This window comes from Brevibacillus choshinensis, from assembly GCF_016811915.1.
Lineage (GTDB): Bacteria > Bacillota > Bacilli > Brevibacillales > Brevibacillaceae > Brevibacillus > Brevibacillus choshinensis_A.
In genome coordinates, this window is the sequence record NZ_CP069127.1 from 1,051,903 (window position 1) to 1,073,619 (window position 21,717).

Below are 21,717 nucleotides of genomic sequence, written 5' to 3' on the forward strand. Positions count from 1 at the left end.
CGACGAATGGGCAACCCGGCATTAGAAGGACTCGCGGCGCAACTTACCCCGCAACTGATCCACATTCGCCGGCATCTGCATCAGTACCCGGAGATCGCCTACGAAGAGGTTCAGACCACTCGTGCCATTCGGGGGTGGCTGGAAGAAGCGGGGATTCGCATCCTCGGCGTTCCACTGCAAACAGGGGTAGTGGCCGAGGTGAGCGGCAGGGAAGATGGCCCCACCATCGCCTTGCGAGCGGATATTGACGCGCTGCCGATTCAGGAAGAGACGGGCCTGCCGTACGCGTCCCGAATTGCCGGAAAGATGCATGCCTGCGGCCATGACTTTCATACAGCGGCAGTTCTTGGTGCTGCTTACCTGCTGAAGTCCCAGGAGGAGCGGCTAAAAGGCACGGTGCGATTTATTTTCCAGCCAGCAGAGGAAAAGGGAACGGGTGCGAGGCAGATCGTGGAGAGCGGTGCGCTGCGAGACGTGCAGGCCATTTTCGGGCTGCACAATAAGCCCGATCTTCCGGTAGGAACGGTTGGCATCCGAGCTGGGGCGCTCATGGCTGCGGTAGATGGCTTTGATATCGAGGTCGAAGGAGTGGGCACACATGCGGCCATACCGGAAGCTGGGATCGATCCGATCGTGGCAGCGGCTCAGATTGTCACCTCCCTGCAGACAATCGTCAGCCGCAACATCAGCCCGCTGCACAATGCCGTCGTAAGCGTGACCAGCATTCACGGGGGAACGGCCTGGAACGTGCTTCCGGACAAAGTCGTACTGGGCGGCACGGTGCGCACCTTCCAGGAAGAGGTGCGAGCCAGCATACCGGGACACTTTCGGCGAATTATCGAAGGCGTCACCGCAGCGTATGGCGCCAAAATCAGCCTGCGGTGGTTCGAGGGTCCGCCACCTGTGAACAATGACGAAGCGTTGACGCAGCTCTCGATTGCCGCTGCAGGCAAGGCAGGCCTGCAGGTCGTCACACCGATGCCATCCCCTGCCGGAGAAGATTTCGCCTACTACCAAAAGAGCATTCCCGGATCATTTGTCTTTATCGGCACTTCCGGCATCAGGGAATGGCATCATCCCGGCTTTACCTTGGACGATTCCGCGTTGCGGCAGAGCGCGTTGTATTTGGCGGAAGCGGCGATCGCTGCATCGGAGAAGGGGTGAGCGGATGGTTGGCATTCACAAGCTGAACAAAACGTACAAGTCGGCAAAGGGCGTCATCACTGTTTTGCAGGACATCGATCTGCACATCGAAAAGGGAGACATTTTCGGCATTATCGGCTTTAGCGGGGCTGGGAAATCCACACTGATCCGCTGCCTCAACAGACTGGAGGAGCCGGACTCGGGCAGAATCGAGATCGGGGGAAAAGTGGTGACGAATCTGAGCGAGAAGGAGCTGCGGCAGGCCCGCCAAAAGATCGGGATGATTTTTCAGCAGTTCAACCTGCTCGACGCCAAGACGGTTTTTCAAAACGTGGCCTTTCCCTTGGAGGTGGCGGGGCTTCCCAAACGCTACATTCAGCAGCGGGTACGAGAGATACTCGATCTCGTCCAGCTGGGCGACAAGGCAAATGTCTATCCGTTTCAGCTGAGCGGCGGACAAAAACAGCGGGTGGGCATCGCCCGGGCATTGGTGAACGAGCCGGAACTTTTGCTCAGCGATGAGGCGACCTCCGCGCTTGATCCGCAGACGACGTACTCCATCCTGGAGCTTCTCAAGGATATCAACCGCCAGCTGAACCTGACGATCGTGCTGATCACCCATGAGCTGGACGTGCTGCAGCACATTTGCAACAACATGGCCGTTCTGGAAAAAGGGAGAATCGTCGAGACCGGTGCCGTGGAAAAGTTTTTCCTGCGGCCGGAGAGCGATACGGCGAGACGCTTTGTCAGCATTATCGATCATTACCGGGATAGGCGGAATGTGATGGAAGGAGTGGGGGCGGGCATATGAGAGACGATCTGCTCGAGCTGCTCTGGGAGGGACTGCTGGAGACGCTCTACATGGTGTTCTGGTCGTCGCTGTTTGCCCTGGCGATCGGAATCATTCTCGGGGTCACGCTCGTGGTCACGGAAAAGGGCGGCATCCTGGAGGCTCCCAGGCTGAACAAGGCGATCGGAACAGTCATCAATGGCGTCCGATCTCTACCGTTAATTATTTTGATCGTCCTGCTGCTGCCGCTGTCACGGCTGATCGTAGGGACTTCATTGGGACCGACTGCGGCCATTGTGTCCCTTTCGATTGGCGCAGCCCCCTTTCTCGGGCGCATCATCGAAAACTCGCTCAAGGAAGTGAGCGCGGGGAAAATCGAAGCGGCAAAAGCAGTAGGAGCGACTCCGGCTACCATCATTTTTCGCGTGCTGATTCCCGAAGCGTTGCCAGCGCTCGTCCGCGGGATCACGATCGGGATCATCGGCATCACGGAATTCACGGCAGTAGCAGGTGCGATCGGTGCGGGAGGTCTCGGCAGCCTGGCGATCCGCTTCGGCTACCAGCGCTTCCGGGAGGATGTCCTGATCGCGACCGTCATTTTGATCATCCTGCTCGTTCAGGTCATTCAATGGACGGGGGATTCCATCGCCAAATCAATCAACAAAAAACGGTACAAGTTTGAGTGAAAAGAGAGAACAAAGATAGAAAAAGAAGAGAAACCAATTGAGGGAGTGGCGTGCATGAGCAAGAAAGGCTTGGGTGTTTTATTCTCCGTACTCGTGGGGGTAAGTGTGCTGGTGGCTGGGTGCGGCTCTGGTAATCAGGCTGCGCAGACCAATCAAGCTGCGCAGACCAATCAAGCTGCGCAGACCAATCAAGCGTCAGCAGCAGAACCCAAAAAAGAGGTCACATTGAAAATCGGAGCGGCTCCCGTGCCGCATGCGGAAATCCTGGAGTTTATCAAACCGAAGCTCAAGGAACAGGGAATCAATCTGGAGGTCGTCATCCTCGACGACGAGGGGCAGCTCAATCCGGCGCTGAAGGATAATCAGATCGACGCGAACTTCTTCCAGCACGTCCCTTACCTCGATTCCGTCAAAACTGAAAAAGGCTTCGATTTTGCTGTCGCTGCCAAGGTTCACGTAGAGCCAATCGGTTTTTACTCGGACAAATGGAAGTCAAAAGATGAACTCAAGGAAGGTGCAAAAATCGGCATTCCCAACAATCCATCCAATGAATTCCGTGCGCTGACCCTTTTGCAGGAGCAAGGCTTGATCAAGCTGAGGGACGGGCTGACCACGTATGAGGCGACGCCAAAGGACATCGTGGAAAATCCCAAGAAGCTGGAGTTTGTCGAAGCTGAGGCAGCGACCCTGCCGAGAGCTTTGCCCGATCTGGATGGAGCGATCATCAACACGAATGTCGTGCTGGAAGCCAAAATCGACCCGAATAGCGCCTTGTTCCGCGAAGGAGGGAATTCTCCGTACGCCAACGTGATCACGGTTCGAAAAGGCGACGAGAATCGTGACGAAATCAAAAAGCTGGACGCTGCCCTGACCACACCGGAAGTGAAGAAATTCATTGAGGACAAATACGGTGTAGCTGTGGTGCCCGCCTTTTAAACGAGCCCAGCAGGGAGGGTCATCATGATGAGGGAAAGCGATCCGATTACGATTCGCGACGCGGTGGCAGGTGATCGCGAACGTCTGGAAAAGCATCTGATCGAAGCGTATCGGCAGTATGAGCAGAAGCTGTCCGCCAAGCGCTGGGAGCTGTACAAAGAAGAGATGAAAAGGTCTGTGGCGGGTGAGCGCACCTTTGCCTTTCTCGTGGCGGGACTAGGGGATGAGATCGTCGGCAGCGTGCAGCTATTTGCTTCATCAGAGGCGGCATATGGCAAGCCGGAGCTGGCAATCCACTCCCCGATCATCCGTTTTCTGGCCGTATCTCCAAACGCGAGAGGGAAGGGGATTGCTGTCCAGCTGATTCGGGAGAGCATCCGGCGTTCCCTGGCGATCGGCGCTTCGACCTTGCATCTGCATACCACGGATATGATGGAAGCGGCAGTAAAGCTATACGAACGGCTCGGTTTTGAGCGGGCAGTCGAGAAGGACTTTTTTAACGGAGAGACGACCGTTAAAAGCTACCGCCTGCCATTGACCGAAGAAAAGGGCTTGCTGTCGTCGCTGAAAGCCTGATAAATCGAGGTTCCCCAGAGCAAAAAACCGCCCTGATTGACGGGCGGTTTATTTGACTTCGCAGGTATTGGAACTGTAGGACGTTCGGTTCGTCGCAATTACTTGGTGATGAGCTGCGGCTCGGTCTGTCCGAGACGGATGGTTTGCTCGGTCGGAATCCACATGCCTGTATTTTCGTCGCGTCCTTGGAGGACGACAGACGGGTTGGTTTTGCCCAGCTGTTCGGCTGCTTTGGCCGCCTGCTGCCCGATTTTGCCGCCTTTGACGCGATTGACCACCAGAGCGAGCTTGACGCTTGCCAGTTCTGTCATCATTTCAAAGTCGCCGTTGCTGTCGCCCGCTATGAAGATGGGGCCATGACCGTATTTTTTCTCCAGCACGGACTGGATCACTTCTGTTTTTCCGTGCCCTACGGTGATCGGGTAATTGGCTTGGTATTTGTTTGTGATCACGCCGTTTAGGGTGGCCAGACGCATCCCGATCACATTTTCCGAAGGCAGGTTGTAGCCGTATTTCGGCAGAGTCGCAAACACCCGCACGACATCCTCCAGAGAAGCGCTCACGACATAGACGTCAAACCCATTGGAACGGAAGGTATTCATCAGGTTTGCCACTTCAGAGGTGAGCCGCAGTCCGGTTGTATGGGAGACGGTTACGACCCCTGCTTTTCCGGCCAGAACTTTCGGACTTGTCCATGTCTCTTTTTGGATCGCCATGCCGAGGGCGGCGTCGTTGGAGGCTTCAGCCAGCTTGTGGATCTCATCGACAGTCATGTTGGTAAAGAGATAGAGCACCCATGGATAGCCGATGCTGGTGCTGTGTGTCTCGTTGATCGCTTCGTACAGGAAAAACAGCTTGGTGCGGAAATCCTCAAACTGCTCAGTCGCCGTCACTTCTTCCAGTGATTTGCTTCCCGAAAGTCCCTGGTAGCTGTCATACAGGTATTGGTAGTCAGCGACCAGGTCAGAAGCGATGGCGTCCAATGTCACTTGCCCGCCGTCTGCGTTTTGGTAACCATCAGCAAAGGGACCCTCCGGAACATTGGTGCGAATGACCTTGCCGAATTCTTCAGGCGTGAGCTTGTAGGCAAGGTGGTTAATCTGGTAGGCGAAGAGTGCTTCTTCGGTGTCGTTCATAATGCTGGTATTATCCCAGTCAAAAACGACGTACGGCTTTTTATTCGGATTGTAAGAAGAGCTTTTTACTCCCTGCTTTTCTATCAGCTCGTTTATGGCCTGATAGGTGGCCGGTGCCCATTTCCCCTTGTCCAGCACCTGAACCGCGGGGGATGCGTCCTTGGCCATAGCTGGCAGTTGCACCGCGAGCAGGGCTGCCATGATGATAAGGGTCACCCACCATTGGCTTCGTTTTGTCAGAACCTGCGACATGTAAATCATCCTCTCTTCTCTCTCTTTTTGAATCCGCTTCCAGCTTGTAATGCCAGTCACCCCCCGGCAAAAAAAATAAGGCCCCTACCCGCGGGCTGGAAGAATCCGCAGGCAAAGACCTCATTGTCGGGTGTATTTACTTGGCTCTTTAAGAATACGGAATTATTAGATAAATGGCAATAAAAAAAGGGAAATCATTCCTTTAGACTAGAGTCCCTTGTACGACGATGTATGGTATGTGCTGCCAAGTTTGGCGGCAATTTGCTATAATCATTCTAAATAACCATTATTTACAGAAAATTGGTGGAGTGCTATGAATCCGACACAGACGGTACGATCAGAGGAGCGCGGGAAGCTGTTTATCGGCAGAAAAAAAGAAAGGGATCTGCTTGAGGAATGGCTGGATGATCCAGAAGCCCCTCTGCGCATTTTTTCTGTCACTGGAATGGGCGGGATCGGAAAAAGCAGCCTGATCGCCGAAATGCTGCACCAGGCAAGAGAAAAAAAGGTGCTCGGTCTTTGGCTGGACGGGCGCTCCTGCGTCCAGACACCAGTCGGATTTTTGGAATACATCCAAGCGGCAGTCTCTTTGGAAGGGGTGGGCAGGGGGCTGACGAATCCGCTAGAACCGCTCGCTAATGCGGGCCCTGAACGACGGGCAGTTCTTTGCATCGATAATGTTGAGAGCTTGTCCTTGCTGGAAGGCTGGCTCCTGGAGGCATTTCTGCCCAAGCTGTCCGATTCGGGTGTCCTCGTGATTCTGGCTTCACGCTCCGCTTTATCTCCAGCTTGGAAGACACATCCGGTATGGGGCAGGCATCTGAAGCAGCTCCCGCTCGTTCATTTTTCACATGAAGAAGCAATGGCGTACATCCGGTCGGCTGGTCCGTTCCCAAAAGAAATGGCAAAGGAGATGGCGATGTCTACGGATGGGCATCCACTCGCATTGGCCTTGATGGTAGAAGCAGCGCTCCGGCAAAATCGCCTTTCTGCAGAGGACAAGCAGATTGTTTCCCAGACGATCAGCGCCCATATCTTGAGAGAGCTCACGCTAGCGGAGCTGCAGCCGATGGTAGACGTCCTGGTCATCCTCCAGTTTGCCAATCAGGAGATGCTGTCTCTCGTTCTCAATCAGACGATCACGCTGCACCAATATCAGCTGCTGAAAGGCCTGTCTTTCATCCGCTCTACTCCAGATGGCCTCTCCTTGCACGATCTGGCCCGAATGCATCTGCTTCGCGACTTCCGGCAGCGGGAGCCGCAGCGGCTGCAAGCCCTGCGAGCCAAGGCGGGGGCGATTCTGCACCATCAACTGAAAGTGGCCAAGCCGGAGAAGAAACGAATGATTACGTCGCAGATGCTGCAGCTCGGCAAAGACTCCCTTCCCCTGCATCGGCTCTATGCCGATCTGTCCGTTGATTCGCATATTTCTCCGCTCGAGCCTATCCAACCGAGCGACATGCCTGTGCTGAGTGACTTGCTCGAGCAGTGGTGCGAATACAGCGTCGACCCGCGGCAGATTCCCATCTACCAGGAATTCCTGAGTGAGCTCGCCATCCGATTTCCGGAAAGCATCAGTGTGCTGCGCGGAGCTGATGGGCTGCCCGTGGGGATGTTTCTGCTCGTGCTCCTGCACAGGGAGACGAGTCTCTTCCTGAAGCGCTTCTTTCCAGCAGAACTGGCCGAATGCTGCGAACCTGAGGAGCTGATGTGCGAATACGATCAGGCGGATACGTATTATCCCGTCCTTGTCGCGGCCACCACCCAGCTCCCGGGCTTCACTCGAGAAGAATTGGTGGGGCTGCTCATGCTGGACCGCTTGTCGCTTTTGGGGGAAGGAATGCGCGCGGTGCTGGTGGCGACCAACGCGGATTTGAAAGTGTTTTTGCAGCAGCTCGGATTCTTGCTTCGACCGACCCGATCCAGAGATTGCGACACCTCCTACGCAAAGGCAGATGTCCTCGAGCTGGATTTGCGAAACGGGCAAGCAGGGGATTGGATCATGTCCTTTTTCCCGGAGATGCCTCGCTCGTCCATGACGCTTCCCACGCCCAAAGACCTCACGAAAAAGGCGGTTCGGAAGCTGCTCGCCTCCTTGCAGGCGCCGGCTGAGCTCCAAGCCTATGTTCCCTGCTTTCCGGAAATCGAGAACGGAGCACAGCTGCATCAGCACATCGTATCGCTTTTATTCGATGAGACGACACCTTTGTCTCACGCAGACCGCAGTCTCCTGCATGCCGCATACCTCCACCATCCGCAAAATGCCATTGCCGCAGCAAAGTCCGTCAATATGAGTCGAGCCACGTTTTACCGTCATGTGGGCAGTGCCGTATCCAACTTTGCGGAAGTCCTGCGAACGTGGGGAGCGTCAGAAAATAAGGAGTAGGATGATCCAGCCTGAGTAGCAAGAAAGGATGGCCTGCAATGGGCGTTTTCATTTCTACTTCGGAAGCTGCTCGTGATTGTTTCGCAGGTCGAATTTCAGACGTTGGGTAAACCCTTTGGAGACCCGGGAGAAATGGCGCTCCTCAGGCTGCACCCACCCTAGGTAGACGGGCTGTTGCTTGGGGATATCAATCTCCAGAGTGACTATGTCCTTGTCCAGCATGTTCGGCTCGTGGATGAAGGAATAGTCCAAGCCGATTGTGACGGCCAATTCTTCTCTGACCGCACTGCGGATCGCGTCCGTGTTGTTCGTCGTGAACAGGACATCAACCGGGCCGTAGGTAGCTGCAAAATCGCCCACGAACCATTTTACGTATTCGTCGTTGTACAGGACAAACGACTGCTGTCGAAGGACTTCAGGGGTTACCGTCTTTAGCAGGGCGAGCGGGGAGTTCCTGCTGACTCCCACCACCATTTTCCCTTCGATCAGCTTCTCGAATATGAGCCCCGGGTTCTTTTTCACGAGACTCTCGTAAACGATGATCAATCCGATATCGATTTTATCATTCCGAATATCCTCCAGAATTTCCTGAGAACCCTTCTCGGCGATTTCCGGCCGAACCTGGGGATAATCCTTTTTGAAACGAGCGACTGCGTTCACCAGCAAATTCATCGGACCGGGAATGGTCGCAAGCCGCAGTTCGCCGGTCATCGTATTGGTATAGCCCTGTGCCTCCTCCTGGATTTCCTGCAGCTTTCGCTGAATTTCAAATGCCTTCTGAATGATGCCGAGTCCTTCTGCGGTAGGAACGGCTCCCATTCGTGAACGGGTAAACAGGGTAATGCCGAGCTCAGCCTCCAGCGCAGAGAGGGACTGGCTGATGGCGGAGAGCGTGACGTGCCTGTTTTGAGAGGCTTTGGTCAGGGACCCGGTTTTGGCGATTTCGATGATCGATTCGAGCTGCTCGAGGTTCATGGTCTCGCGGTCACATCCTTAAGTTTTGCTTAACTATCGGTAAATATCTTTACATATTATTTAACAAAAAGGAAGTTTATAATGAGGGTGTGGAACCCAAAAGCTGCAGCGAACCCAATTTGAATGGAGGCGTTTTCATGGCTAGATTGGAAGGGAAAGTAGCGATTATCACGGGTGGAGGCACGGGAATCGGCAAGAACACCGCCCTTCGATTTGCAAAGGAAGGCGCAAAAGTCGTGGTAACCGATATTAATCTGGACAGTGCTAATGAGACAGCAGCCGAAATCAAGGATGCAGGGGGATCTGCTCTCGCTATCGCACACGATGTGAGCAAAGAGGAAGAGTGGCAGCGAGTGGTAGCGCAAACGGTAGAACACTACGAGAAAGTGGACATCCTGTTTAACAACGCAGGTATTTATATCATCAAACCTCTGGCAGAGATCGCGCTCTCCGACTGGAATCGCCTGATGTCGATCAATGTGACCGGCGTATTTCTGGGAATGAAGCACGTCATGCCAGTCATGGCCAAACAACAAGCGGGCTCGGTCATCAATGCGTCTTCCATCGCAGGTCTGATCGGGGCTCCCGGACACGTCTTGTACGGAGCGAGCAAAGGGGCCGTTCGCATCATGACGAAGGATGCGGCCATCGAATATGCCGCAACCGGCGTGCGTGTGAACTCGATTCACCCGGGATACATCGACACAGGGATGGTTACCTACGCTTCCGAAGCGACCAAGCATTCCAAGGAAGAGCTGGCGCAGGGCGTACCTACCGGACGTCTCGGTACCGTAGAGGACGTGACCAACATGGTTCTGTTCCTCGCTTCGGACGAGGCTGCGCATGTGACGGGCGCAGAATTCGTGATTGACGGCGGCGGTACGGCTCGTTAAGCGATCACAAGTGAGGGACACCAAACTCAAGGAGGGAATCGCGATGAGATTCACCAATAAAGTAGCGATCGTGACAGGGGGAGCGAGCGGAATCGGAGAAACCACAGTCCGCCTGTTTGCAAAAGAAGGAGCGAAAGTCGTTATTGCCGACTTTTCCCCACGCGGTCAGGAGCTTGCGGACAAGCTGAATGAGGAAGGATTTGATGCCTTTTTCGTGAAAACGGACGTGACCAGCGAGGAAGAAGTCCAGCATATGGTCAGAGCTACGGTAGACAAGTACGGCCGCATCGACATTCTTTTTGCCAATGCGGGAATCGCCAAGGACGCTCCTGCCCATCAGCTGAGCATGGATGACTGGCGCCGCACGATCGACATCAATTTGACAGGGGTATTCCTCTGCGACAAATACGTCATCGACCAAATGCTTGCGCAAGGAGGCGGCGGGGCGATCGTGAACTGCGGCTCCATCCACAGCCATGCGGGGAAAGCGGGCGTGACCGCCTATTCCTCTGCAAAAGGCGGTGTGAAGCTCTTGAGTCAAACCTTGGGCATCACCTATGCAAAAGAAGGCATCCGCGTCAATGCGGTGTGTCCTGGCTACATCGATACTCCGCTGATTGCCGGACGCAATGAAGCCATGAATGAGCATCTCATCAGCCTGCATCCAATGGGACGGCTGGGCAAACCGGAGGAAGTCGCCAAAGCAGTGCTTTTCCTCGCAAGCGACGATGCCTCCTTCATTACCGGAACGAGCCTCTTGGTAGATGGCGGCTATACCGCTCAATAATCGCGAATCACATACAAAGCCGGGCAGACGGATTGCCCGGCTTTTTCTTTTTCTGACGAGCAAGTGTTGGAAGTAGGAGGAGGCAAGCCCAAATGGCAAAAGGGCTTTTTTTTTCGTTGACAGACTGGAAAAAAAGAAGTATTTTACAATTGACTGATTTAGTCAATCAAAAACCTGCAACCACCTTTGCCGCTTTTGGATCACGTCTTTTTATGTCTATTGTTGATTGATTAAGTCAATCTAAACAAAGAACACAAATAAAGGAGCGATAACAATGACCAGAACGAAAAAAGCGGGCAAAGCGATTATTATAGGGGGGAGCATCGCCGGCTTGCTGTCGGCGAGAGTGCTGTCCGATTACTATGCAGAAGTGCTGATCATGGATAAAGACGAGCTCCCGACAGTGCTGCAGGACCGCTCAGGTACCCCGCAGGCTTTTCACCCCCATCGCTTTACCACACGTGGTAAGATGATAACAGAAGGCTTCTTTCCGGGTTTTGAGGATGAACTGGTGGCAAACGGTGCCCCATCTTCCTGGAACAAAACGGTTTTTAACAGCAATCAATATGGAAGTATCACGGGTCAATACCAGCGAAACGATATCAAGTTCAGCCGGGCAAATCTGGAGTCGGTCATCCGTCAGCGCGTGCTGAGCATTCCTCATGTCCATGTACTCGCCAAGCACGATGTGATTCGCCTGCTCGCTTCTCCTGATCACACGGCCGTTACGGGTGTTCTCGTACGGGATCGCAGTGCAGCGGGGACTGTGACAGAAGTCAAGGCCGATCTGGTTGTAGATGCGAGCGGCAGATTTTCCAAGCTGCCGGTGTGGCTGGAGGAGCTGGGCTATGAAGTGCCTAGGCCGGATGTGTTGAAAGTGAACATCGGATACAGTACGCAGCGCTATCAGGTTCCGCCCCATATGACCGATCTGATTGAAAAGTGGGATGTCATCAACATCGCAGGGCAGCCTGCGACAGGGACTTTCACCGGCGTGTTTTCCTTTATCGAAAATCAGGTGGCAGAGGTGGTGCTCTACCGACCGGGCGGACATTTCCCACCGACAGATGAGAAAGCCTACAGACAGGCGATCGCCGAGCTGCCCAGCTCCCTGATCAAAGAGACGATGGAAGGGCTCGAACCGATCACGGTCGTGCGTGGATACCGTGTGCCTGAGCTGTACCGGCACCGCTATGAGCAAATGAAGGACTGGCCTTCCGGATTGCTGGTGCTCGGCGATGCCTTTTGCATCTTTGATCCGATCTTCGGTCAAGGAATGACGGTAGCTGCCATCGAGGCAGAAAGGCTGGACGCATGCTTGCGCCAGCATCGGGAAAACCCCATTCCCGACTTTGAAAAGCATGTTCTGGGCCACATCCAGGCTGCCATCGAACCGGCATGGTGGCTGAACTGCGCAGCAGATATACAATGGAAAGGCGTCGAGTACGCAGGCCGTGATCCCTTGGAGGGAATTACGTTTGTAAGCAATGTCATGAATCTTCTGCTCAAAGAGGCAACGACGAAACAAAACTTCCCTTGGTACGGTTTGTATTGGGGAGTCAATACGCTGTCGCAGCCTCCGCGTGCCATCTTCAACGCGCACACCGTGGCAGAGATTCTGGGCGCAAGTGAAGAGGGAAAACCACTGCTGACTGAAATAATGAGCACACACGAGGGAAAGACATTGGAGGAAATCTTGGACGAAATCATCCCGTTTAAGGAGTGAAATAATCTTTGGCGCCATTAAACGAAGAACAATTGCATCAAATCCGCGATGAAAGAAGAGAACAGATCCTGGGGGCGGCTATCAAGGTGTTTGCCCGCCGCGGGATCATCGGGACCAAAATGAGCATGATTGCGGCAGAAGCGGGCATCAGCCATGGCCTCTTGTACCATTACTTCTCATCCAAGGAAGAGCTGTTTACCACGCTCATCGAGGATGCCATGGAGGGAGCAGAAGCAGCCACGCGCGGAGTGTATGAGCTGCCGGGAACGCCGATCGAAAAAATACGGGCGCTGTCCATGGAAATGCTCGACGAAAGCGGCACCCCCTATTTCATGCTGATCCATCATGCCCGGACATCCGACGGTGTGCCAGACAAGGTGAAGGAGCTGATTGACCGCCATGATATGAATGCGTTTATCGAGCGCCTGCTGCCTTTATTCCGAGAGGCGCAGCAAGCGGGAGAGATCGTGGAAGGAAGCCCGGAGGAACTGATTTCCTCCTACCTGTCCGTCCTCTCCGGCCTCATGGTGCTGAATGCCCAGGGCATCGAGGGGTATCGTTTGCCTGACGTCGACATGCTGCTGCGCTTGATTGCACGTCCATGAACAAAACAGATCGCCTTCTTGCCATCGTGCTGGAGCTGCAGCGCAAGGGTGTCGTACGAGCAGAGGATCTGGCCGCCCGCTTTGAAACAAGCGTCCGAACCATTTACAGGGATATGCAGGCGCTCAGTGAAGCGAGTGTTCCGATTGTAGGCGAACCGGGAATTGGCTATTCCTTGATGGAAGGATATTTTTTGCCTCCCGTGAGCTTTACGGTGGAGGAAGCCGTTTCCTTGCTGATGGGTGCGCATTTTGTGGAGCAGAAGTTTGATCCTCGCTATCAGGAAAGGGCGAGAAGCTCCAGGGGCAAAATTGAGGCGGTTCTCCCTGAACAGGTCCGCAGGGAAGCCGCCAACATCTTGTCGACTATGCGGCTTCTCTCTTTCGACAGTAATTCCCCTGGCACAAAAAAGGAGAAGGAACGGGTGGACACGGTGCGGCAGGCATTGCTCGATGCCAAAAAGCTTTCGTTTCACTATCGCAAAAGCATGGCGGACGAGGATGGAACCAGGGATAGTGTCCGCGTCGTCGCACCTTACGGACTGACTCTCGTAGGCGGATCGTGGATGATGATCGGCCATTGCGATCTGCGCGGCGACCTCCGACATTTCCGGCTGTCGCGGATGAGCAAGCTCGCGATAACGGAGGAAGGCTACCAGCGTCCACCCGATTTTCATCTGCATGCGTACAAACCGGTGGATGACCGTAACATGCATGTGCGCCTGCTTGCCCGAAGCGAAATTGCCGAGCAGATAAAAGAATCCCGCTATTTTTATCTCGAAGCGTGCGAGGATCGGCCGGATGGGTTGCTCGTTACGCTGCGCGTTCGTCAAACCGAGGAGGTCATGCATTGGGTGTTAGGCTGGGGAGCCCATATCGAAGTGCTGGAACCGGAATCGTTTCGCAACGAAATTCGTGAGGAAATTGAAAAGATGCGCAAACGCTACTGACATGATGCTGTCAGTAGCGTTTTTGTATGATCAGACTATCAAGGAAAAGGAGTGGAGATGGATGAATACGAAGGAATTGCTGCAACGTTTTGAGGAAAGCACGGCTCGCTACATAGAAGAGCTGAGCCGTTTTACCATGGAGGAGCTTCGCCGGCAGCCGAGCCCAAGCGAGTGGTCGATCGGTCAAATGTACGTTCATTTGTATCAATCAGCCCTGTACATGCAGCTGGCCAATATCGCGAAGTGTCAGAGCGGATCAGACGTGACGACTGGCGAAAAGTCGGAGATCGGCCGCGATGTTTTTGCCAAAGGGGAGCTGCCTCCCATCCGCGTGCAGGTGCCGCCTTCACCTGAGTACACGCCGGCTCAACCAGAGAGCAAGGAGCAGATTCTGGAAGGCTTGAATGCCGTAGTGGCTCGTGTGCAAGAGGTGGAGCCGCAGCTGCAAGCGATCTCTCCTGAGCATAAAATCGCGCATCCTGCCTTTGGGCTGTGCAATGCGCAGGAATGGTTCCAGTTGATCGAAATGCACTATCGTCATCATTTTCGCCAGTTGGATCGACTCAAAGGCGAGCTGGTGCAAAACTAGGCGTCACGATAGAAAAACCAAAAACCACCCGACGGCGAATGGGTGGTTTTTGGTTTTTGGATTAGATCAGCAAAGAAAGCTGACGTATGAGCGGGCGGAGCTGAGGGATCGTCTCCAAATACGTGATAAACACTTGGACGAGCGTGGGATTGGGGGCCTTTTGCTCGAGCTCTTTCTGCAATAGCGAGACGACTTCCAAGAGCTCGCGGCGAACAGGCTCGGGCGCAGTTAGCTCCTGGATCTTGGCAGCGAAGGATTGCAGAAAGTCGCGGACATTTTGCTGCTGGCTAAGCGGGTCGATCGGGTTGAGATCGTTAAAGTAAACATTGGTTTCCCGCAAGATCGGCTTCACAGAGGAGGCGAGCATATCGCCTACGATGGCATCGATTCGCTCGACGATGAACTGTGCGAGCTCCGACATCGGAAGAACGATCACCTTTTGGACGGCATAGGTCAAATACTCACGCAAAATGCCTCTATAAATGGCAACGACGTCCCACACATGCCCCTCGACGCGTTCACCATAGGCCTCCACCATGCAGTCCTTGTGCCAGGTCAAGAGTGTGGCCCGTTTTTTCTTCCAGGCCAGGATGAATTTTTCGTTCTCTTTGATGGGAAGCTCTTTGAATTCAAACATGAAAAAGTAATTTTCCAGCATGTACTGGAGCTGAAACTCTATTTTCCTGCGCAGTCGTTCCTTGGGCAGCAACGCTTCTGTACGAGCAGCCAAGTCCATCTCACGGGCTTGATCGAACATCGTTTGATGGCACGCTACGAAAACGGCGGTGAATAAATCCTCTTTGGAAGGAAAGTATTTGTAGATGCTGCCTTTGGCCATTCCGCAGGCCTCCGCGATTTCTTGCATGGAAGCAGCGGTATAGCCTTTTTCCTGAAAGACCTCCATCGCTGTCTGGAGAATCTGCTGTTTTTTTCCGTCATCCATTGCACTCACCCCTCCGTATTCTGCCATGGGACAAATGCAAGGTCAATATACGGAATTGACAGTGAAAACTCGCGAGTCATATAATGAACTCGTAAGTTTTGGGACGGTGAACAGGAGGGTAAGACGAATGAAAATTGCTGAAAGTATCGATGGAGTAGCGCTCGAGGAAATTTCGGCGTCGGTGAAGTAGCATGAGGGAAAATCGCTTGGTATCGTTTCTGATTACGCTCTTGATGGCTTTGGCGGGCGGCTTCGCTTTTCAAATGCTGCATGTGCCGATTCCGTGGCTGCTCGGTCCGATGATATTCGTCCTGATCGGCACGAAGCTTTGGAAATCATTCACGCCCTACTGGCCAGGAGTGGTTCGCAATTCAGGCATGATCATGATCGGCTATACGATCGGCCTGTCTTTTACCTTGGGGGCGATGAAGCAAATCGGACAGCAGCTTCCCATGATGATATTGTTGACAGCGATGCTCTTGCTCTGTTCTACTGGGATCGCCTTTTTGATATCCAAATTGTCCGGTATCTCTTACGCTACCGCACTGATGGGGAGCATACCCGGCGGGCTGACCCAGATGATTCCTCTCGCGGAGGAGATCAAGGGTGTGGATCTGACGGTCGTCACATTCCTTCAGGTATCGCGCTTGCTGATGATCATTTTCTTCGTGCCCATGCTCGTATTCAGCCCGTTTTTCGGCTTGGAAGGACTTGGGCAGCAAATGGTGGCCATGAAAGCATCGGCGAGCTGGGCAGGTCTGTATCCGCACATTTTTCTATTTGCGGCAGCTTGTACGCTGGGCGCCTTTTTGGGAAAGAAGATCCATCTCCCATCGGCCATCTTCCTTGGACCGATGATCGTGACGATTCTCATCAATTTGAACGGATATGAAGGGCCGGCCCTTCCTTCCACTCTTTTGAATGCATGCCAGCTGATGATCGGCGGGTACATCGGATTGCTGCTAAAGCCCGAACAGCTGAAGAACAAGCTGGGCATGGCGGTGCTGGCGATATCGAGCGGGGCTGTTTTGATAGCCTGTTCTCTGGGCCTGAGCTATCTGCTCACCGAGCTTCATCCGATGTCATTTGTTACCGCCTTTTTGGGGCTCTCCCCGGGAGGCATGGATCAGATGGGGATCATCGCCAAGGAGGTCAACGCGGACTTGTCTGTCGTGATCTGCTATCAGCTGTTTCGGACGTTGTTTATTTTTCTGGTCGTACCATCGCTCATCAAAGCCATTTTCCGCTCAAGGCTCAGGAGCCATGCGGTAGAGACTACCTCTTGATGAATCAACGAACAGCAGGTGCCTATTCGCCTGCTGTTTTTGTTTGCGAGAAAACAGCAGACGGCATTTGCTAGGATTGAGCCTCCACCCTGGGCGGGAATGGTCTATAATTGATCTCGTACACGTCGAATGATGCGTGAAATTGACAAACTAGTCTTGCAAAGGCATGAGGACGTGTTGGAGAGTGAGAAGCCACTTTACTCGTAACAAGAGAAGGGAAGATGCGCGATGACAGAAGCGGAAAAAACAAAGGAGAGCTTGCAGTTTACGCGGGTGAACAAAGAAACGCAAGCGATGCCAATCTCGTTCGAGGATTGGGAAGAAAAGGCACGGGAGCTGCTGCCCGGGGGCCCTTTTGACTATATTGCCGGAGGTTCAGGAGCGGAAGAAACGCTGGCAACCAACCGCTCGGCATTTGCAAAATGGGCGATTGTCCCACGGATGCTCCGGGATGTTTCCCAGCGCAGCTTGGGAATTGAGCTTTTTGGTCAGCAGTTGAAAACGCCCGTGATGCTGGCACCGGTAGGTATGCAGGCCATCGCCCATCCGGAAGGAGAATTGGCGACAGCAAAAGCGGCAGCGGCAGCGGGTGTGCCCATGGTGGTCAGCACGGTTTCCGCTCATACGCTCGAGCAGATTGCGGAAACGATGGGAGACGCGCACAGGTGGTTCCAGCTCTACTGGTCAAACGATCGGGAAGTGTGTGCTAGCATGGTAAAGAGAGCGGAGGCTGCAGGCTATTCCGCGATCGTCCTCACAGTAGACACAGTCATGCTCGGATGGAAACGTCGCGATTTCCGAAACGGCTATTCTCCACTGCGCGAAGGGAGGGGGCTTGCCAACTACATTTCCGATCCGGTTTTCTGCTCCAGACTGCCTGAAGTTTCTGTGGAGAACGCTGTGGAGGAAGTTCTGCGCAACATCTACCATCCGACACTCAGCTGGGCGGATATTGACTATTTGCGCCAGCATACGAGCTTGCCTATTCTCGTAAAGGGAATTCTGCATCCGGACGACGCCAGGATTGCTCTCGAGCGCGGCGTCGACGGCATCATCGTCTCCAATCACGGTGGACGTCAGTTGGATGGGGCTATCTCAACACTTGATGCGCTGCCGGCTATTGTGGAAGCAGTAGACGGACGCATCCCGGTTTTGCTCGACAGTGGCGTGAGAACCGGTTCGGACGTGGTAAAGGCGCTGGCATTGGGAGCAAACGCCGTATTAATCGGCCGACCCTTCATGTTTGGATTGGCAGTCGCGGGGGAACGGGGAGTTGCCAATGTCCTCGAAACGTTGATTCATGAGCTTGACGTTTCTGTAGCGCTATCGGGAAGCAATCGGGTATCCGATTTAAATAGGAGCATTCTCGTACGCTTGTAACCGCAAGCACGCTGGATGAAAAAGAGACCGGCCACCCGAGACAAGGGGCCGGTCTTCCTCATTATTTTGCAGCAGCCGTATGCGCGCAAATCGCCTCGATCATGGCATCCCAGTCCTGCTCATGAAGCTCGTGTCCCGTGCCTGTCAGTGTCAGGAGTGCAGCCCCCGGTACGGTGTTTGCGAGATGGACACCATGCACATAGGGGATGATCGGATCTTCTGTGCCATGAATCACCAATGTCGGCTGCGGAATCTCGTGTGTTCGCACCACGTAAGTCTCGGCGCCGGTGACAAAGGCGTGGTTGTTCATGCTGGCAATATTGCGGGCGCGCTTGAATTCTTCTCTCGTCAGCTTTTCGATCTTTTCACGGTCCCATGAATGCTTGCTTCCTCTCAGAACCTTCCATTTTTCGACTGACGAGGCGACGACTGCTTGCTCATCCGTCCAATCGATGCTTCCGGCATTTGAAAAGAATGCGGCCACCTTTTCCTCCATGGGGGGCAGATGCGGCGCAAAATTGGATGTCATCACAAGCGAAATCGACAGGACGCGGTCCGTGTGGCGAAGCGCAACGATTTGGGTGAGCAGTCCGCCCATCGACATCCCGACGATATGGGCTTGCTTGATTCCAAAGGAGTCGAGTACGCGTACAGCGTCATCCGCCATATCTTCAAACGTGTAGCCGGGAGAGCCCACCTCGTAAGTGGTTGATCGGCCAACGTCCCGATTGTCGTAGCGAATGACGAAGTATCCTTTGTCAGCCAGACGCTGGCAAAACTCCGTTTCCCACCAAATCATCGAGGCGGTCGCCCCCATCACTAGCAGGATGGCCGGATCGTCTTGGCGGCCAAAGCCCTCTACACATAGTTCAATTCCATCGATGGATCGTAATTGTTCGCTCATAAATGGTTTCCCCTCCAGAAAAAAATAAAAAACACAGGCGACATTGCCTGTGCGGACCGTAATCGGAAAGGGGAGAAGAACGAGAGTACACCCAAATAAGAGGTGTCGTCATCTCCTCGCTGAAAAAACAAATACGGGTTGCCGTATAGGCAGACCAATTTCCGATTACTAGGCACAAGGCATAGTTGTATTGCGCATATCGATCCTACGCAAAAAATCATCGGAAATTAATTTGCCACACGTAACCCTCCGTTCGATGTAAAGTGTGTTCAGAATACCATAACGGATTTGAAGGATCAACCAAAATTTCTAGGTACCCCCACGAGAGTGGAACACCCTGCCCTGCTAAGTAAGGTGGGATCGGGCGGGCCAAACGTTTGCAAAAATGTTGCAAAAGCGCTCATCTGGAGCCATTGAATTTTACCATTTCGTGGTACAATGGAGCCAATTTAGGAAAGAAAATCTTGCCTGAATGTAAAATGGATCCAACCCAACTGGGAAAGGGTCTTTTTTTACTGAATCAGAATGCAAAAACATCTGGGCCAATCTGCCTGATTCAGAGTATTTCTTATAAAGATAAAAATATGGGGGATCAGGGGATAGAGAGATGAGAAACGAAGCCGTAGTAGAACTATCACCGCAAGAATGGGAAGACTTGCTGCAGGAAAAAGACGAGAAATTGAAGCTGGCCCTGCTAGAATTGGCTGATGTCAGAAAAGCATTGGACAAATCCTCGATTGTAGCAATTACGGATCATCGGGGGGTGATCCTGAGCGCGAACGATCAGTTTTGCCGGATATCCAAATACACGCGCAGTGAGTTGATCGGGCAAGATCATCGACTGCTCAATTCCGGTTATCATTCCAAGGATTTCTTCAAAAAAATGTGGGCGACGATCGGATCGGGTCAAATCTGGCGAGGAGAGATTCGCAACAAAGCGAAGGACGGCTCTTTGTATTGGGTCGACACGACCATCGTCCCTTTCGTCAATCAGGCGGGGAAGATCTATCAGTACGTGTCTATTCGCAGCGACATCACGGCACGCAAACAGATGGAAGAAGACATGCTGAAAAGTGAAGCGAAATACAGAATCATTGCGGAAAACACATCGGACATCATTTCCATGATCAATGCGGACGGCGATTTTCTCTACCTGTCTCCTTCCCATAAAACGTTGTGGGAGCACGATATTCCGGACGAGCACATTCAAAACCTGCTGGAGTGGATCGCGGAAGAGGACAGAGAAATCATGGGCTATGCGATCGGCTACACGTTTTCTACGGGAAAAGGCTACATGACGGAGTGCCGAATCAATACCAAGCGGGAGACTCCGATCTGGACGGAGACTAAAATCAATCCGATCTTCGATGAGGATGGAAATGTGAGCAGCCTGATTCTCGTCACGCGCGATATTACAGACCGCAAGCAGTCGGAGGAAACAATCCATCATTTGGCGTACCACGATTCGCTGACGGATTTGCCCAACCGACGCATGTACGTCCAGCAGCTGACCAAGGAAATCATGCTGGGCAAACGATTCCAGTCGAATATGGCCGTCCTGTTTCTCGATATGGACAAGTTCAAGGATATCAACGACTCGTTCGGTCATGACGTAGGGGACATGCTGCTCATAGAAGCTGCGAGCCGCTTGCAGGCGTGCGTCCAGCCCGGGGATATCGTCGCACGTCTGGGCGGTGACGAATTCACCATCCTGCTCAGCCAGCTGACAGATACCAAGCAAGCGGAGGCTGTCGCCGAGCAGATCCTGAGCCAGCTGCAAAAGCCTTTCGAGCTGAACGGCCACCTGGTGACGGTCTCCTGCAGTATCGGGATCGCTCTCTTTCCGCAGGATGGAGAGACTGCGGAGGACCTGTTGAAGCGGGCAGATACTGCTTTGTATGCGGTGAAATCACAGGGGCGCAACGGCTATTCCTTGTTCGATCCGACGATGGAGGCCAAGTCGCTGGAGCGGATCTTGATGGAAAACGAGCTGCGCAAAGCAATCGATCAGGAGCAATTCCATGTCTACTACCAGCCCAAAATGGATATTGGCTCCCAGACCCTGACAGGGATGGAAGCGCTCGTGCGATGGGTACACCCGGAGCTGGGCCTCATTTCTCCCGGAAAGTTCATCCCGATCGCGGAGGAATCCGGGCTTATCGTCGAATTGGGAGAATGGATTCTGAAAGAGGCGTGCAAGCAAAACAAAAAATGGCACGAGGAAGGGCATGAGCTAAAGGTGTCCGTGAATTTGTCTGCTCGGCAGATTTTCCAGAAGGACCTCGTGGAGATGATCACGACCACATTGAAAGAGCTGGAGCTGTCGGCTGAGTGGCTGGAGCTGGAAATCACGGAGAGCATTTTTGTCAAAATGGAAGAAGCGACCGTCGTTTTGCAGCAGCTTCGTGCAGCGGGCATTCACATTTCCATTGACGATTTTGGGACGGGCTACAGCTCCTTCAGCTACATCAAGAGCCTGCCAGTGGATACGATCAAAATCGATGCCTCGTTTATTCGGGATATTCACCACAATCAGGAGAGTCAGGCCATTGTCAAAGCGATCGTCACCATCGCGGACAGCCTGCAAATGAATGTGATCGCAGAAGGGATTGAGCTGGATGACCAGGTAGAGGCGCTGCAGCAAAACGGCTGTGTGCACGGTCAAGGCTACCTGTTCAGCAAACCGCTCGCGACACATGAGTTCGATAGCTTTTTACGCAGGCAATAGCGGGAATCGCGGCAGCCAGAACAGGTCAGGATGTTCTGGCTGCCGCTTT

General features: G+C 53.5%; 20 protein-coding genes. 16 read left to right on the plus strand and 4 right to left on the minus strand.

Features of this window, described 5'->3' with window-relative positions; translation table 11 throughout:
- The first annotated feature begins 6 nt into the window (after positions 1-6).
- From JNE38_RS05705 to JNE38_RS05725, 5 genes are read left to right on the plus strand one after another with little or no spacing between them, the layout of a single operon-like run.
- Positions 7-1,164: an amidohydrolase gene (locus JNE38_RS05705; protein WP_203355644.1), complete on the plus strand. Its 1,158-nt coding sequence runs from the start codon at positions 7-9 to the stop codon at positions 1,162-1,164.
- Between the two features lie 4 nt (positions 1,165-1,168).
- Entirely contained in the window at positions 1,169-1,954 is a 786-nt protein-coding gene (locus JNE38_RS05710) for a methionine ABC transporter ATP-binding protein (protein WP_203355645.1), read from the plus strand.
- Positions 1,951-2,619, plus strand: a complete 669-nt coding sequence (locus JNE38_RS05715; protein ID WP_203355646.1) for a methionine ABC transporter permease — start codon at positions 1,951-1,953, stop codon at positions 2,617-2,619. The genes JNE38_RS05710 and JNE38_RS05715 overlap by 4 nt, the downstream gene beginning before the upstream one ends.
- A 54-nt stretch (positions 2,620-2,673) precedes the next feature.
- Positions 2,674-3,555, plus strand: coding sequence for a MetQ/NlpA family ABC transporter substrate-binding protein (locus JNE38_RS05720; protein ID WP_203355647.1), 882 nt, complete (start codon positions 2,674-2,676; stop codon positions 3,553-3,555).
- 27 nt (positions 3,556-3,582) lie between these two features.
- Positions 3,583-4,131, plus strand: coding sequence for a GNAT family N-acetyltransferase (locus JNE38_RS05725; protein WP_203357429.1), 549 nt, complete (start codon positions 3,583-3,585; stop codon positions 4,129-4,131).
- Between the two features lie 98 nt (positions 4,132-4,229).
- On the opposite strand, the gene JNE38_RS05730 is transcribed toward JNE38_RS05725, so the two are convergent.
- Positions 4,230-5,519: a haloacid dehalogenase-like hydrolase gene (locus tag JNE38_RS05730; RefSeq protein ID WP_203355648.1), complete on the minus strand. Its 1,290-nt coding sequence runs from the start codon at positions 5,517-5,519 to the stop codon at positions 4,230-4,232.
- Positions 5,520-5,832: 313 nt separating this feature from the next.
- Here JNE38_RS05730 and JNE38_RS05735 point away from each other — a divergent pair, with 313 nt between their 5' ends.
- Positions 5,833-7,905, plus strand: coding sequence for an ATP-binding protein (locus tag JNE38_RS05735; protein WP_203355649.1), 2,073 nt, complete (start codon positions 5,833-5,835; stop codon positions 7,903-7,905).
- Between the two features lie 54 nt (positions 7,906-7,959).
- On the opposite strand, the gene JNE38_RS05740 is transcribed toward JNE38_RS05735, so the two are convergent.
- Complete coding sequence (locus JNE38_RS05740) at positions 7,960-8,880, minus strand: LysR family transcriptional regulator (protein WP_203355650.1); 921 nt, start codon at positions 8,878-8,880, stop codon at positions 7,960-7,962.
- Between the two features lie 137 nt (positions 8,881-9,017).
- Here JNE38_RS05740 and JNE38_RS05745 point away from each other — a divergent pair, with 137 nt between their 5' ends.
- The 7 genes from JNE38_RS05745 (at position 9,018) to JNE38_RS05775 (ending at position 14,427) form a co-directional block, all read left to right on the plus strand.
- A complete protein-coding gene (locus JNE38_RS05745; RefSeq protein ID WP_203355651.1) occupies positions 9,018-9,773 on the plus strand; it encodes an SDR family NAD(P)-dependent oxidoreductase in 756 nt (251 codons plus the stop codon).
- Positions 9,774-9,816: 43 nt separating this feature from the next.
- Complete coding sequence (locus JNE38_RS05750; protein ID WP_203355652.1) at positions 9,817-10,560, plus strand: SDR family NAD(P)-dependent oxidoreductase; 744 nt, start codon at positions 9,817-9,819, stop codon at positions 10,558-10,560.
- Positions 10,561-10,652: 92 nt separating this feature from the next.
- Complete coding sequence (locus JNE38_RS05755) at positions 10,653-10,790, plus strand: hypothetical protein (protein ID WP_203355653.1); 138 nt, start codon at positions 10,653-10,655, stop codon at positions 10,788-10,790.
- 44 nt (positions 10,791-10,834) lie between these two features.
- The gene (locus tag JNE38_RS05760; protein ID WP_203355654.1) at positions 10,835-12,286 is read left to right on the plus strand and encodes an FAD-dependent oxidoreductase; all 1,452 of its coding nucleotides are present in this window, start codon (positions 10,835-10,837) and stop codon (positions 12,284-12,286) included.
- Positions 12,287-12,294: 8 nt separating this feature from the next.
- The gene (locus JNE38_RS05765) at positions 12,295-12,891 is read left to right on the plus strand and encodes a TetR/AcrR family transcriptional regulator (protein WP_203355655.1); all 597 of its coding nucleotides are present in this window, start codon (positions 12,295-12,297) and stop codon (positions 12,889-12,891) included.
- On the plus strand, positions 12,888-13,838 hold the full coding sequence (locus JNE38_RS05770) for a helix-turn-helix transcriptional regulator (RefSeq protein WP_203355656.1): 951 nt from the start codon (positions 12,888-12,890) through the stop codon (positions 13,836-13,838). The genes JNE38_RS05765 and JNE38_RS05770 overlap by 4 nt, the downstream gene beginning before the upstream one ends.
- 61 nt (positions 13,839-13,899) lie before the next feature.
- The gene (locus tag JNE38_RS05775) at positions 13,900-14,427 is read left to right on the plus strand and encodes a DinB family protein (protein ID WP_203355657.1); all 528 of its coding nucleotides are present in this window, start codon (positions 13,900-13,902) and stop codon (positions 14,425-14,427) included.
- Positions 14,428-14,488: 61 nt separating this feature from the next.
- Here the strand turns inward: JNE38_RS05775 and JNE38_RS05780 are convergent, their stop codons facing one another.
- Entirely contained in the window at positions 14,489-15,370 is an 882-nt protein-coding gene (locus JNE38_RS05780) for a TetR/AcrR family transcriptional regulator (protein WP_203355658.1), read from the minus strand.
- 191 nt (positions 15,371-15,561) lie between these two features.
- On the opposite strand from JNE38_RS05780, the gene JNE38_RS05785 reads away from it, so the two are divergent.
- Both JNE38_RS05785 and JNE38_RS05790 read left to right on the plus strand, forming a co-directional pair.
- The gene (locus tag JNE38_RS05785; protein WP_203355659.1) at positions 15,562-16,656 is read left to right on the plus strand and encodes an AbrB family transcriptional regulator; all 1,095 of its coding nucleotides are present in this window, start codon (positions 15,562-15,564) and stop codon (positions 16,654-16,656) included.
- Positions 16,657-16,884: 228 nt separating this feature from the next.
- Positions 16,885-18,036 (plus strand): alpha-hydroxy-acid oxidizing protein, encoded by a 1,152-nt coding sequence (locus JNE38_RS05790; protein ID WP_203355660.1) that lies wholly within the window; start codon positions 16,885-16,887, stop codon positions 18,034-18,036.
- Positions 18,037-18,097: 61 nt separating this feature from the next.
- On the opposite strand, the gene JNE38_RS05795 is transcribed toward JNE38_RS05790, so the two are convergent.
- Positions 18,098-18,940 carry an alpha/beta fold macrolide esterase gene (locus JNE38_RS05795; RefSeq protein ID WP_203355661.1) on the minus strand — a complete coding sequence of 281 codons (843 nt, stop codon included), beginning with the start codon at positions 18,938-18,940 and terminating at the stop codon, positions 18,098-18,100.
- 607 nt (positions 18,941-19,547) lie between these two features.
- On the opposite strand from JNE38_RS05795, the gene JNE38_RS05800 reads away from it, so the two are divergent.
- Positions 19,548-21,668, plus strand: coding sequence for a sensor domain-containing protein (locus JNE38_RS05800; protein ID WP_203355662.1), 2,121 nt, complete (start codon positions 19,548-19,550; stop codon positions 21,666-21,668).
- The last annotated feature ends 49 nt before the right edge of the window (positions 21,669-21,717 follow it).